The sequence below is a fragment of the Pseudomonas sp. BO3-4 genome (assembly GCF_034044115.1).
Classification (GTDB): domain Bacteria; phylum Pseudomonadota; class Gammaproteobacteria; order Pseudomonadales; family Pseudomonadaceae; genus Aquipseudomonas; species Aquipseudomonas alloputida.
Genome location: NZ_CP139018.1, coordinates 3,710,213 through 3,723,591 on the forward strand (window position 1 = coordinate 3,710,213; position 13,379 = coordinate 3,723,591).

Below are 13,379 nucleotides of genomic sequence, written 5' to 3' on the forward strand. Positions count from 1 at the left end.
CCGGAGCCGCAATGAACCACGACCGCCTCAATCCCAGCCCAGACGATGCCATCACCGACGCCGCAGCGCATTGGTGCATGCGCCTGCACGCCGACGATTGCACGCAGGCCGAGCGTAAAGCATTCGCTGGCTGGTTGGCGGCCGACCCGCGGCATGCCGAAGAATATCAGGCGATGCTGGAAATCTGGCAAACAGCCGACCTGCTGCCGCGCAGCGCCACCGTCATCGACTTCAACCCACCTGCCAAACACGCCGCCCGCCCCCGCAACTGGCGGCCGCTGGCGTCTGCTGCGGCCATCGCCCTGGCAGTGCTGCCGCTGGCCGGCTGGATGGGGTGGGAACAGGGCTGGTTGCCCAACCACTACCAGCACGTCGAAGCCGGTGACCGCATGCAGACCGTGGAGCTCAGCGACGGCAGCACGGTACAGCTCAACCTGCACACCGAGCTCACCTTCCTCAACTACAAGGACCAGCGCCAGGTCACGCTCAAGCGCGGCGAGGCGTTCTTCAAGGTGCGACACGACAGCAGCCACCCGTTCATCGTGCGTGCAGGCAGTGGCCAGACCCGGGTCACCGGCACCCAGTTCAACGTGTGGAAGTACCAGGACCAGGTGAAGGTCACCCTGGTGGAAGGTTCAGTGCTGGTGTCCAGTGAGGGCAATGCCGGTGGCTACCGCCTTGGCCCTGGCATGCAGGCCAGCTACCACAAGGGCGACTTCGAGCCGCAGCTGGAGCAAAGCGACGACTATGGCAACAGCCTGGCATGGCGCAGCGGCAAGCTGGTGCTCGACAACCTGAGCCTGGAACAGGCGCTGCCGGTGATAAACCGCTACCTCGACGCCCCGCTGCGACTGGCCGATGCCAGCACCGGCCGCATTCGCATCAGCGGCATCTACAACACCCGTGAGGTGGGGCGCCTGGTCAACAACCTGCCCAAAGTCCTGCCGGTCTACCTGACCCGCAGCAAGGACGGCAGCACCGTGCTCAATCGCATCTCGCCGCCGCCCGACAAGGGCTGACGCCCTCCCCCGCCTTACAAGGTCATCGCCGCCAACCAACCGAACGCCAGCAGCGGCAGGTTGTAATGGATGAAGGTCGGCACCACGGTGTCCCAGATGTGGTGGTGCTGGCCATCCACGTTCAGGCCCGAGGTCGGGCCCAGGGTCGAGTCCGAGGCCGGCGAACCTGCATCACCCAGCGCACCGGCAGTACCAATGATGCACACCGTGGCCAACGGGTCGAAGCCCAGTTGCACGCACAGTGGCACGAAAATCGCCGCCAGGATCGGCACGGTGGAGAACGACGAGCCGATCCCCATCGTCACCAAAAGGCCTACCAACAGCATCAGCAGAGCACCGACGCCCTTGCTGTGGTCGATCCACTGCGCCGAGGTTTCCACCAGGCTCTTCACCTCACCGGTGGCCTTCATCACCTCGGCAAAACCGGACGCGGTAATCATGATGAAGCCGATCATGGCCATCATCTTCATGCCTTCGGTGAACAGGTCGTCGGTCTCTTTCCACTTGACGATGCCCGACAGCGAGAAGATCAGGAAACCGACCATGGCACCGATGATCATCGAGTCCAGCAACAGCTGGACAATGAAGGCTGCCGCGATCGCCAGCCCGGCCACCAGCAAGGTCAACGGGTTGTACTGCACACTCACCTGCTCCACCTGCTGGATCCGCGCCAGGTCGTAGTCACGCTTCTTGCGGTAGCTGATGAACACCGCCACCAGCAGGCCGACGAGCATGCCGGCAGCCGGGACGGCCATGGCGTGGGTGACGTTGACGCCGCTCACATCGACACCCGCGCGGGCCACATTGGCCAACAGGATCTCGTTGAGGAAGATGTTGCCGAAGCCCACCGGCAGAAACATGTACGGGGTGATCAGGCCAAAGGTGATCACACAGGCGATCAGCCGGCGGTCGATACGCAGGCGCGTCAGCACGTACAACAGAGGGGGTACCAGCAGCGGAATGAAGGCAATGTGGATGGGCAGGATGTTCTGGGACGACACGGCCACCACCAGCATCAGGCCGATCATCAGCCATTTGACCTTGCCGCCCTTGGCGTCGCCCTGTCGGTCGATCATGGCCAGGGCGCGGTCGGCCAGCGCATGGGCCAGGCCAGACTTGGCGATTGCCACGGCAAAGGCACCCAGCAGTGCATAGGACAAAGCCACCGTGGCACCACCGCCGAGGCCACCGTTGAAGGCCTTGAGCGTGCCTTCGATGCCCAGGCCGCCCACCAGCCCACCGGCCAGGGCGCCGATGATCAGGGCGATGACCACGTGCACGCGGGACAGGCTGAGTATCAGCATGATGCCGACCGCGGCGATCACTGCATTCATGGTTGGCTTACCTCATTACGACAGAAAAAAGCGCGAACTCTGAAGCAGTAGGCGGCAGATGTCAAAAGCGCCTTGATACGGCGCGTTAGTGGCGGTCAAATTTAAATTGAATGTTTGAATAAAGAAAAAACGGCAGGGGCCGATATTGAGGGAGGCAGCGAGGTGCCTGGCCGCAGCGCTTTGGCACCTCCCGGCCCCACCGCAGATAAAGCCATAACCCTTAATGCCAAAAAAGGGATCCGCCCCCATGCCTTTGCGACAACTTTCCATCCAGTGGAAGATCACCCTGCTCGCCGGTCTCTGTCTGGCCGCTATCGTCACCTTGCTCGTCGGCCTGTCGCTGTACCGCATGGATCACAGTTCGGACCTGGTCAAGGCCAGCAGCATGCAGATGCTGACCGAGGCGGCGCAGTCGCGTATCGAGTCACAAGGTGAAGTGCAAGCGCTGAACATTCGCCGCCAGTTCATGGATGCCTACCAGTACGGCGCCGGCTTCGCCCGTCAGGTGCTGTTCCTGCGCGAGCAGGCCGAAAAGCGCTTTCTCGATGCCTTCGACCTGCGCGAGGACATGACCCGCCAGGTACGCGCCGCACTGCAAGCCAACCCCGACCTGCTCGGCCTGTCACTGGTGTTCGAGCCCAATGCCCTGGACAACAAGGACAGCCTGTTTGCCGGCAAGGCAGAATTGGGCAGCAACGAAACCGGGCGCTTTGCCCTGTACTGGTCGCAGCCACGCGCCGGCCAGTTGACCTCGATGGCCCTGCCCGAACATGACATGGCCAACACCGAGATCGGCCCCAGCGGCCAGCCGGCCAACACCTGGTGGGTATGCCCACGCACCTCCGGCAAGGTGTGCGTGGTAGAGCCGTACTTCTACGACATCGATGGCCAGCAGGTGCTGATGACCAGCATCGTGTTCCCGCTGGCGGTCAACGGCAAGATCATTGCCACCCTGTCCATCGACATCAACCTCAATAGCCTGCAGGCGCTGAGCCAGGAGGCCAGCCGCAGCCTCTATGAAGGCCGCACCACGGTCGGCATTCTGACCCCGGTCGGCCTGCTGGCCGGCTACAGCGCCGATGCCAGCAAGCTGGCCCAGCGCTTCGACCAGGTAGACCCGGTCAAAGGCGCCGAGCTGGTGCGCAAGCTGGCTGATGGCAAGCTGACCATCCTCCACGACCGGCAGCGCTTGAAGGTGCTGGCGGCATTCCGGCCAATCCCGGACGCCCAGCCCTGGGGCGTGTTGCTGGATGTGCCGGAAAACGCCCTGACCGGGCCGGCCGAAACCCTGAAGCAGGAACTTGACGCGCTCAATACCAGCGGCACCTTGCTGGAACTGAGCCTGGGCCTGGCCGCCGCCATTGTCGGCCTGCTGCTGGTATGGCTGATGGCCCGCGGCGTTACCCGGCCGATCCTCGGCGTGGCCGCCATGCTCAAGGACATTGCCAGCGGCGAAGGCGACCTGACCCGTCGCCTGACCTACCAGAAACAGGACGAACTGGGCGAACTGGCCGGCTGGTTCAACCGCTTCCTCGACAAGTTGCAGCCAACCATCGCCGAGGTCAAACGCTCGGTGCAGGCCGCCCGAGGCACGGCCGACCAGTCCTCGGCGATTGCCACTGAAACCAGCGCCGGCATGGAGCAGCAGTACCGCCAGGTTGACCAGGTAGCCACCGCCTCCCATGAAATGAGCGCCACCGCCCAGGACGTTGCCCGCAGCGCCGCCCAGGCTGCGCAGGCGGCGCGCGATGCCGACCAGGCCACCCGCGAGGGCTTGGCGGTAATCGACCGCACCACCAGCAGCATCGGTGCCCTGGCCGCCAACATGAGCGACACCATGGCCGAAATAGAAGGCCTGGCGCAGAACAGCGAGAAGATCGGCTCGGTACTGGAAGTGATCCGCTCGATCGCCGAACAGACCAACCTGCTGGCACTCAACGCTGCCATCGAAGCTGCCCGCGCCGGAGAGGCCGGCCGTGGCTTTGCCGTGGTCGCCGATGAGGTGCGCAACCTTGCCCAGCGCACTCAGGAGTCGGTGGAAGAAACCCGTCAGGTCATCGAAGCCCTGCAGAACGGCACCCGCGAAGTGGTCGGCGCCATGGACCACAGCCACCGCCAGGCCCAAGGTGGCGTGGAGCAGGTCGGCCAAGCCGTCACGGCATTGCAGCGCATTGGCCAGGCGGTGACGGTGATCACCGACATGAACCTGCAGATCGCCTCTGCCGCCGAGGAGCAAAGCGCGGTAGCCGAGGAAATCAACAGCAACGTGGCGACCATTCGTGATGTCACTGAATCCCTGTCAGGCCAGGCCAACGAGTCGGCGCGGGTCAGCCAGTCGCTGAACAGCCTGGCCAACCAGCAGCAAGCGCTGATGGACCAGTTCCGCGTCTGAAGCGAACGGGGCCACGCCAGTGGCCCTGAAACTGACAAAACCTCGTCGTCTACACTTGCCCCCACCGCCAAGGCATGGCGAACGACGAGGTTCACATGAAGAGCATTTCAACGCTGCTGGCCGGGCTGCTGTTGACGGTGGGCCTGGCCAGCACCGACAGCGCCACATCGGCAGAGCAACCTGCGCCTATCCATTTTGGTGCCATCGGCTGGGAAAGCGGCGCCCTCACCACCGAGATCCTGCGCCTGATCGTGGAGCGCGGCTACGGCTACCGCACCGACACCCTGCCTGGCAGCACGGTCAGCATGGAGGTGGCCCTGGCGCGCAATGACCTGCAAGTGATCGCCGAGGAATGGGCCGGGCGCAGCCCTGCCTGGGTCAAGGCCGAACAGGCCGGCCAGGTGTTCGCACTGGGCGATACGGTCAAAAATGCAGAGGAAGGTTGGTGGGTACCGGCCTATGTGATCGAGGGCGATGCCGCACGCAACCTGAAGCCCGTGGCGCCTGAGCTGCACAGTGTCGAGGACCTCAAGCGTTACCCGCAGGTATTTTCTGACCCCGAATCGCCCGGTAAAGGGCGTTTTCTCAACAGCCCAAGCGGCTGGACGTCTGAAACCGTCAACAGCCAAAAGCTCAAGGCCTATGGCCTGGATGGCCTCTACAACAACTTCCGCAGTGGCTCCGGCGCCGCGATGGACGCCGAGATCGGTTCGGCTATCCGGCGCGGCAAACCTGTGCTGTTCTACTACTGGAACCCGACCCCGCTGATGGGGCGCTACAAGCTCATCCGGCTGGAAGAACCCCCGTTCGATGCCCAGGCCTGGGCCACCCTCACCGACCCCGCCAACCCCAACCCGAAAGGCAGCCGCTCGCTGCCGGCAAAGTTGTCGATCGGCGTGTCCAAAGCCTTTCGCGAAAACTACCCAGACTTGGTCAGTGTGTTCGAACAGGTCAACCTGCCCATCGATCGCCTGAACAAGGCCCTGGCCGTCATGAGCGAAAAACGCACGCCCCCGCGCGAAGCCGCCCTCACCTTCCTGCGCGATCACCGCGAGGTGTGGAAAGCCTGGCTGCCGGCGGACATCGCCGCCAAGGTCGAGGCCAGCCTGTGAGCAGCGGTTTCCCGCAGACCCTGCAGTTTTCCTTTGCCGACAGCATCAACCGCCTGGTCGACGGGTTGGTATTGAACTACGGCGACCACCTGCGCAGTTTTTCTGACCAGTTGCTGCAACTGCTGGTCGGCCTGGAGAACCTGTTGCGCCTGTTGCCTTGGTGGCTGTTGTTGTTGCTGGTGGGCCTGCTGGCCTGGCACGCCAGCCGCAGCCTGCTGCGCAGCGCCGTGCTGGTCGCGCTGCTGGCCTTGATCGGTATGCTCGGGCTCTGGGACAAGCTGCTGCAGACCCTGGCCCTGGTGCTGGTCAGTACCGGCCTGTGCGTACTGGTGGGTGTGCCGCTGGGCATCCTGCTGGCCGCCCGGCCACTGGCCAGGCGGCTGCTGTTGCCGGTACTCGATGTGATGCAGACGCTACCTGCGTTCGTTTACCTGATCCCGGTGCTGATGCTGTTTGGCCTGGGCAAGGTGCCTGCCGTGTTCGCCACGCTGATCTACGCCCTGCCGCCGCTGGTGCGGTTGACCGAACTGGGCCTGAGCCAGATCGACCCCTCGTTGTTGCAGGCCGCACACGGCCTTGGCGCCAGCCGCTGGCAGCGGTTGCGGCGCATCGCCCTGCCCCTGGCGCTGCCGAGTATCATGGCCGGGCTCAACCAGTCGGTCATGATGGCCTTGTCGATGGTGGTCGTGGCGTCGATGATCGGCGCCCGTGGGTTGGGTGAGGATGTGCTGGCGGGGATCCAGACCTTGAATGTTGGCCAAGGGATGGAGGCCGGGCTGGCAATTGTCGCCCTGGCCATGGTGATCGACCGGATCAGCCAGGCCTATGGGCGTAGCAGTCGCTGAGCCGTATCGGCACGGCCTGGGAGCAGCCTTGTGCTGCGAGAGGGCCGGGCCTGACAATATGCCTCTGTCAGCTGAGAACCGGACCTCAACCGCATGTCCCTGAAAGCCCTGCGCACCTTGGTGACCATCGCCCGCCACGGCACCTTTGCCCGCGCCGCCGACCTGCTCAGCCTCACCCCCTCGGCGGTCAGCCTGCACATCAAAACCCTCGAAGACGAACTGAAGGTGACCTTGTTCGACCGTAGCCGCAGGCAGGTGGTGCTGACCGAAGCCGGCCAGTTGGCGGTGGCCCGCGCCGAAAGCCTTCTGGCTGCCTATGACGAACTGGCCGATGCCCTGGCCAGCGGCCCAAGCCTGCGCGGCCGCTTGCGCCTCGGGGCGATCCACACGGTGCTGGCGCGGCGCTTGCCCAAGGCGCTGGTGTGGATCAAGGCCCATCACCCGCAGCTACACATCAGCGTGGCCTCGGGCATGTCGGCGGAGCTGGCGCGGCGCGTGGAAGACGGTGAGCTCGATGCGGCGATCACCACCGAACCGGTCAGCCCTTACCCGCAGAACCTGGACTTCACACCGCTGTTCGAGGACCGTTTCTGGGCCATTGCCAGCCCTGAGCTGGCCGGGTATAGCGTGCCGCAGTTGCTGGCCAGCCAGCCATTCCTGCGCTTCGACAAGCGTGCCTGGGCCGGCCGGCAAATCGAGCAGGAACTACGCCGCCAGCAGGTGCAGGTGAGCGAACTGATGGAACTGGACAGCCAGGAAGCCCTGGCGCGCATGGCGGTGATGGGCCTGGGCGTGGCGGTCATCCCCATGGCGGATGACGACCTGCAACGCTTGCCACCCGCCACCTGCCTACCGTTTGGCGAGCCGCAGCTGACCCGGCGGGTGGTGTTGCTGGAGCATGAAAAAAGCCAGCGGCGGCATTTGAGTGCGGTGTTGAAGACCGCCCTGGAAGCCTGACACCAGGCTGCTCCAAAGCGCGATCTGCACCCACCAACATGCATTTTTCCTCAACGGTCACTGAAGAAAACAACGTTTTTACAGATTGATCCGCCCCCGTAGTCTGTGCACGTACCCGACCACGGAATGCTGACCATGCTGCACTTGCTGCTGACCACCCTGCTCCCCATCATCCTGCTGATAGCGCTGGGTACCTTCCTGCGCCTTCGCGGTTTTCTTGCCGAGAGCTTCTGGCCTGGCGCCGAGCGCCTGAGCTACTACGTCCTGCTGCCGTCGCTGTTCCTCCATGGCCTGGCCACCGCCAACCTCGATGGCATACCGGTGCTGGGCATGGCCGGCGCACTGATGCTCTCGACCCTGGCCGGTGCCGTATTGCTGATGCTGTATCAGGGCGCGGCGAACCATGAGGGTGCCGACTTCACCTCGGTGTTTCAGGGCGGTATCCGCTTCAACAACTACATCGGTGCCACCCTGGCTGCGGGCATCTACGGCAGCGCCGGGATTGCCCTGGCGGCGGTGGCCAACGCTGCCATCGTGCCCTTGGTCAACCTGCTCTGCGTGCTGGTGTTCGCCCGCTTCAGCGCCCGTCACAGTTCGCCAGCCACAGTGCTTCGGGCGATCTTCGCCAACCCGTTGATCATCGGCTGCGCAGGGGGGCTGATGCTACGGGCCACGGGGCTGGGCTTGCCGGCCGGTATCGACGCCACGGTCAAGGCCTTGGGCCAGGCCGCACTGCCTTTGGGCCTGCTGTGTGTCGGCGCTGCCCTGGGCGGCGCCAGCCTCGGCCAGCAGGTACGGCCGCTCATGGCAGCATCGGCGTTCAAGTTCCTGGTCATGCCACTGACCACCTGGGGCGTTTGCCGGCTGCTCGGCCTGAGTGGCCAGGCAGCTGTGGTGGCGGTGTTGTTCCAGGCGCTGCCAACCGCTTCGTCATCTTATGTCATGGCCCGGCAAATGGGCGGCAATGCGCCACTGATGGCCACCCTCATTGCCCTGCAGACCGTGGCTGCGGCCGCCACCCTGCCTTTGGTATTAATGCTTACGCTTGGCTAGACTGAAATTCTGCCCACCGCCTGGTAATGTGCCCATGCGCCTTCACTTGATGCTGATCGGCTTGACCTCGGCCCTGCTCGCAGGCCCCCTGTATGCCGCTGACCCGGCCAAAGCCGCCGTTGCCGAGGACAAGGCCGAAGTGCTTGAAGAAAAGGTCGTTGAAGATGCGCCGCCCCCCAAGAAGGCAGAGAAACTGACCCCAGGCGAAACGCAGGCAGTGGACCCGGCTGGCCAGGCGCCGCTGGATGACAGCATCACCTGCCTGGCACGTACCATCTACTGGGAAGCCAAAGGCGCCGACGCCAAAGACATGACCGCAGTGGCCAGTGTGGTGCTCAACCGCCTGGGCCACGATGGCTTTCCCGACACCATCTGCGCGGTAGTCAAACAGGGTGTGGAGACCAAGGCCTGTCAGTTCTCATGGTGGTGTGACGGGCGCCCGGACCAGGTCGAGGAACCGCAACGCTACGACGTTGCCAAAGAGATCGCACGCAAGGCGCTGAACCAGCAGTTGAAAGACCCCACCGGCGGTGCGTTGTACTTTCACGACCGCACGGTGCGCCCCGACTGGGCGAAGGCTTATCGCAAGACCGCGCAGACCACCCACTTCCTGTTCTACAAGCCGAACCAGGCGTTGGCCCATTGACGCGTAAACGGCTGACAACGCCGGCCCGATGCGAATGACTGGCACCTGACCGCACTTTTCCACGGGCCTGGAGTCTACCCCCTCTTTTGCCGCCAGTAACGATTGCCGGTGTTTTCATTGCCTTGCACGACCTCGGGCCAAAAGCCCCGGGCTTGTGTAGGATGAGCAGCGCACACCACGACGCTGCCAGTCATAGGGAGATCCACATGCGCGTCCTGACATCCGTTGTCGCCTTGTCACTGGGCCTGGTCGTTTCGACCGGGGCGCTGGCAGCCACCGGCGAAGAGGCGCAGTTGATCGATTCGATCAATGTCTACCGCAGTAAGGCCCAGCCCTGCGCTGGCGAGGCGTCGTTGGAACTGCCGCCGCTCAACAGCGACACACGCCTTGCGCTGTCGCCAGAGGGCACCCGCGACCTGCAACAGGCCATGACCCGCGCCGCCTACCCCATGGTCAGCGTCCAGGCCATCAGCCTGTCGGGGCCACGCGACGCACGCGCCGCCATGCATGCCATCGAGGAAAGCTTCTGCCAAGTGGTGCTCGACCCGCAATTCGTCGATATCGGCGTCAGCCAGGAGGGCCGCGACTGGCGCATCGTGCTGGCACGGCCGCTGCTCAGCGGCCGCCTGGGCGACTGGCAGGCCGAGGGACAGAAAGTGCTGCAGGAGGTCAACGCCGCGCGCAAGGTGCCACGGCAATGCGGTGGCCAGCCGTTTGCCGCCGCCCCGGCACTGAGCTGGAGCACAGTGCTGGCGGAGGTCGCCGCCAACCACACACGGGCCATGGCCAACCAGAACTTCTTCGACCACATCGACAAAGATGGCCGCACACCCGGTGACCGGGCGGAACTGGCCGGGTACCTGTACCAGCAGATCGGCGAAAATATCACCGCCGGGCGTGACACCGCGCAAAAGGTCGTCAACGGCTGGCTGGACAGCCCGGGGCACTGCGCCACGCTGATGAATCCGGACTTCCGTGAACTGGGCGCTGCCTATGCGATGGACCCCAAGAGCGATGCAGGGATCTACTGGACAGGGTTGTTCGGGACGCCGCAGTAGATCACGTGAACGGGTAATGACCTGCACGCAACTGCAGGGCCGTACACCCAAACCGACGCCGCACGCACTTGCCAAGGTAGCTGGCATCACCCAGGCCCACCTCATCGGCAATCTGCGCCAGGCTGTGGCTGGAGTTGAGCAAACGCCAGCGCGCCTGCTGCAAGCGCATCTCCAGCCACCAGGCCTTGGTGCTCATCCCGTGGCTGGCCTGGAACTGCCGGTCCAGTTGACGCCGGCTGATGCCCAGTTCTGCAGCCAGCTGCTCCACGGCCAACGGTGTGCCCAGGTGATGACGCATCAGTGCTTGCGCCCGTTGCACCTGGCGCCCCTGACCAGCACCCAGCTCCAGCGAGCGCAAGGCGTGACGGCTGTCGCGGGTCTCGTCCACCAGCATGTCAGCCAGCCCTTTGAGCGCACGGGTTCGCCCGCAAGCGCGTGACAGTAGTGCAACAGCCAGGTCTATGGCGGCAGTGCCACCGGCGCACGTGATGCGGTTGCCATCGATGCAGTACAACTGCTCGCGCAGCAGCTGCAACTGCGGAAAAGCAGCACGAAACTCGGCTTCGTGACGCCAGTGCACCACCACCTTGTGCCCCTGCAGCAGGCCGCAGGCAGCCAGCAGGAAGGCGCCATTGTCGACCCCCACCAGCTTGACTCCCGCCTTGGCGGCCTGCCTGAGCAACGCCTGGTAACGTGGCGCCAGCGCCGCGGTGGCCATGGCACTGCGACCGCCGAACACCACCAGGTAGTCGAAAAGGGCGAGGTCAAGCTGATCGGCAATGGCCTCGACCTGCAGCACTGCGCCACTGCTCGACGGTACCGGCTCAAGACTGAGCCCCGCCACCGTCCAGCTGCAATAGCGTTGTTGGCTGTAGTCCTCGTCGTCGGCGCTGAAGCGCAATTTGTCGAGAAAGGCGCCAAACGGCAGCAAGGCAAAATCCGGTAACGGCATGATCAGCAAGCGAATGTCGGGCGGCATGAAACCACGTCCAGAAAAGACTCTTGTATGACCAGATAGTACTCTTTCAGCGTGAGCGTTGCGCCATAGACTGTCGCCCTCTCTCGAACAAGGCAGTTTTCAACATGGCACTGGACACCTGGCTCATCTACCTGCTGGCCAGCATCGGCCTGTCGCTGACCCCAGGGCCCAACAGCCTGTTGGCGTTGACCCATGGCGCGCTTTATGGCGCACGGCGAACGCTGTTCACCATCGTGGGCGGGGTATTGGGTTTCAGCGCCCTCATCGCCTTGACCATGTTCGGCCTCAGCGCACTGCTGCAGACCTCGGCGGCAGTGCTGAGCGTCCTGAAGTGGGTGGGTGGGGCTTATTTGATCTGGCTGGGCATTCAACTGTGGCGCAGTCCAGGCCTGCAGCTGGAACTGACCGCGCACAGCGCGCGGCTGGGCAATGCCGGGCTGTTTCGCCAGGGCCTGCTTTCGGCCATGGCGAACCCCAAGGTGCTGCTGTTCTATGGTGCCTTCCTGCCGCAGTTCATCGACCCACAGCGAGGGCTGGTGCTGCAATTTGCGGTGATGGCCGCGACCTTTGCCAGCGTCGAGTTTCTGGTCGAATACCTGCTGGCGCGCCTGGCGTTTCGCATTCGGCCATGGCTGGCCAAGGGTGGCAAAGGTTTCAATCGCTGCTGCGGGAGCCTGTTTGCCTTGATTGGCCTGGCGCTGCCGCTTGGCCGATAGCGGGCCCGCGAACACGGGTGAAACCCGTGCCACCACCGCGTAACGGTTCAACCCCGGCGTGCTTTGAGTAGAAACACAACCAGCGCCACACCCGGCAACCCCGCCCCCACCAGTGCCACGCCCTGCCAGCCAAACTGGCTGAACAGCGCACTGGCCACCGCTGACCCCAGCGCCCCGCCGAGGAAGATGCTGGTCATGTACACCGCATTCAGCCGCCCGCGGCTGGCAGGGTCCAGTGCGTACACTTCACGCTGGCCGATGACCATGTTCATCTGCACCGCAAAGTCCAGCAACACGCCGGTAAGGCCCAGGCCAATCACGCTGTATCCCGGCACTGTCAGCCCCAGCAACAAGGCCGCCGGCGCCAGCAGCAGCGCCAGCAGCGAGCCGGCCCGGGCATGCCCGGCATCGGCCAGGCGGCCGGCCATGGGCGCAGCAACGGCACCCACCGCGCCGACAAGGGCGAACACAGCGATCTGGCTCTGTGACAGGCCATGCTCACCGGCAAGCGCCATCGGCACTGCCGTCCAGTAAAGGCTGAACGCTGCAAACATCAATGCCTGGTACAACGAACGCTGGCGCAACAGCGGATAACGACGCAGCAGTGTGAGCAGCGACAGCATCAGCCCGGCATAGCTGGCTTTGTGCTCGGGCCGCCGCTGCGGCAAGGTCAATGACAGCAGCAGGATGATCGCCAGCATTACCCCGGCGGCGCCAATGAACACCGCACGCCAGCCGAAGTGGTCGGCCACCACGCTCGACAGCGGTCGCGCCAGCAGGATGCCCAGCAGCAAGCCGCCCATGATGTTACCGACCACACGTCCACGCTGCTGCTCCGGCGCCAGGTGCGCCGCCAGCGGGATGAGCATCTGCACCGACACCGAACTGAAGCCGATCAGCAGTGCGTAACCCAGGAACAGTTGCCCCTGGCCACTGCTGCTGGTGCCCGCCAGCAGCAGGCTGACGCAGGCCAGGACCGCGGTGGCCACCATCAGGCGGCGGTTTTCCAGCAGGTCGGCCAGCGGTACCAGCAATAAAAGGCCCAGGGCATAGCCCAGCTGAGTGAGGGAAACGATCAGGCTGGCATGCTCGGTGGACAGCCCCAGGTCCGGGGCGATCAGCCCGACGATGGGCTGGGCGTAGTAGATGTTGGCGACAATCGCGCCGCAGCAGAACGCCAGCAGCACTACCAGAGCCCGGCTCAGGCTGGCGGCTGCCGGTTGCGCTGTCGCAAGGGAGGGGTTCATGCGAAGTTCCTCGACAAGGGT

General features: G+C 64.3%; 11 protein-coding genes and 2 pseudogenes. 10 read left to right on the forward strand and 3 right to left on the reverse strand.

Going from position 1 to position 13,379, the window contains the following annotated elements:
• Positions 1-11: 11 nt before the first annotated feature.
• Positions 12-1,019, forward strand: a complete 1,008-nt coding sequence (locus tag REH59_RS17265) for a FecR family protein (RefSeq protein WP_014860278.1) — start codon at positions 12-14, stop codon at positions 1,017-1,019.
• A gap of 14 nt (positions 1,020-1,033) precedes the next feature.
• Here the strand turns inward: REH59_RS17265 and REH59_RS17270 are convergent, their stop codons facing one another.
• Positions 1,034-2,353: a Na+/H+ antiporter family protein gene (locus REH59_RS17270; RefSeq protein ID WP_003247798.1), complete on the reverse strand. Its 1,320-nt coding sequence runs from the start codon at positions 2,351-2,353 to the stop codon at positions 1,034-1,036.
• Between the two features lie 568 nt (positions 2,354-2,921).
• On the opposite strand from REH59_RS17270, the pseudogene REH59_RS28800 reads away from it, so the two are divergent.
• The 8 genes and pseudogenes from REH59_RS28800 to REH59_RS17305 form a co-directional block, all read left to right on the forward strand.
• Positions 2,922-3,839: pseudogene (locus tag REH59_RS28800) on the forward strand (chemotaxis protein); the annotation flags it as partial.
• Between the two features lie 393 nt (positions 3,840-4,232).
• A pseudogene (locus REH59_RS28805) lies at positions 4,233-4,745 on the forward strand (methyl-accepting chemotaxis protein); the annotation flags it as partial.
• A 95-nt stretch (positions 4,746-4,840) separates the two neighbouring features.
• Entirely contained in the window at positions 4,841-5,857 is a 1,017-nt protein-coding gene (locus REH59_RS17280) for an ABC transporter substrate-binding protein (protein WP_014860276.1), read from the forward strand.
• Positions 5,854-6,702: an ABC transporter permease gene (locus tag REH59_RS17285; RefSeq protein WP_003247791.1), complete on the forward strand. Its 849-nt coding sequence runs from the start codon at positions 5,854-5,856 to the stop codon at positions 6,700-6,702. Before REH59_RS17280 ends, REH59_RS17285 begins: the two co-directional genes overlap by 4 nt.
• A gap of 93 nt (positions 6,703-6,795) precedes the next feature.
• On the forward strand, positions 6,796-7,659 hold the full coding sequence (locus REH59_RS17290) for a LysR family transcriptional regulator (protein ID WP_003247790.1): 864 nt from the start codon (positions 6,796-6,798) through the stop codon (positions 7,657-7,659).
• A 135-nt stretch (positions 7,660-7,794) separates the two neighbouring features.
• The gene (locus tag REH59_RS17295; protein WP_014860275.1) at positions 7,795-8,712 is read left to right on the forward strand and encodes an AEC family transporter; all 918 of its coding nucleotides are present in this window, start codon (positions 7,795-7,797) and stop codon (positions 8,710-8,712) included.
• A 34-nt stretch (positions 8,713-8,746) separates the two neighbouring features.
• Positions 8,747-9,358, forward strand: coding sequence for a cell wall hydrolase (locus REH59_RS17300; protein ID WP_014860274.1), 612 nt, complete (start codon positions 8,747-8,749; stop codon positions 9,356-9,358).
• Positions 9,359-9,564: 206 nt separating this feature from the next.
• Positions 9,565-10,416: a CAP domain-containing protein gene (locus tag REH59_RS17305; protein ID WP_014860273.1), complete on the forward strand. Its 852-nt coding sequence runs from the start codon at positions 9,565-9,567 to the stop codon at positions 10,414-10,416.
• A 1-nt stretch (position 10,417) separates the two neighbouring features.
• Here REH59_RS17305 and REH59_RS17310 read toward each other — a convergent pair whose 3' ends face one another.
• Positions 10,418-11,395 carry a GlxA family transcriptional regulator gene (locus REH59_RS17310; protein WP_003247781.1) on the reverse strand — a complete coding sequence of 326 codons (978 nt, stop codon included), beginning with the start codon at positions 11,393-11,395 and terminating at the stop codon, positions 10,418-10,420.
• A 104-nt stretch (positions 11,396-11,499) separates the two neighbouring features.
• Here REH59_RS17310 and REH59_RS17315 point away from each other — a divergent pair, with 104 nt between their 5' ends.
• The gene (locus REH59_RS17315) at positions 11,500-12,111 is read left to right on the forward strand and encodes a LysE family translocator (protein WP_010954419.1); all 612 of its coding nucleotides are present in this window, start codon (positions 11,500-11,502) and stop codon (positions 12,109-12,111) included.
• A gap of 47 nt (positions 12,112-12,158) precedes the next feature.
• Here the strand turns inward: REH59_RS17315 and REH59_RS17320 are convergent, their stop codons facing one another.
• The gene (locus REH59_RS17320; RefSeq protein WP_014860272.1) at positions 12,159-13,358 is read right to left on the reverse strand and encodes an MFS transporter; all 1,200 of its coding nucleotides are present in this window, start codon (positions 13,356-13,358) and stop codon (positions 12,159-12,161) included.
• Positions 13,359-13,379: the final 21 nt, after the last annotated feature.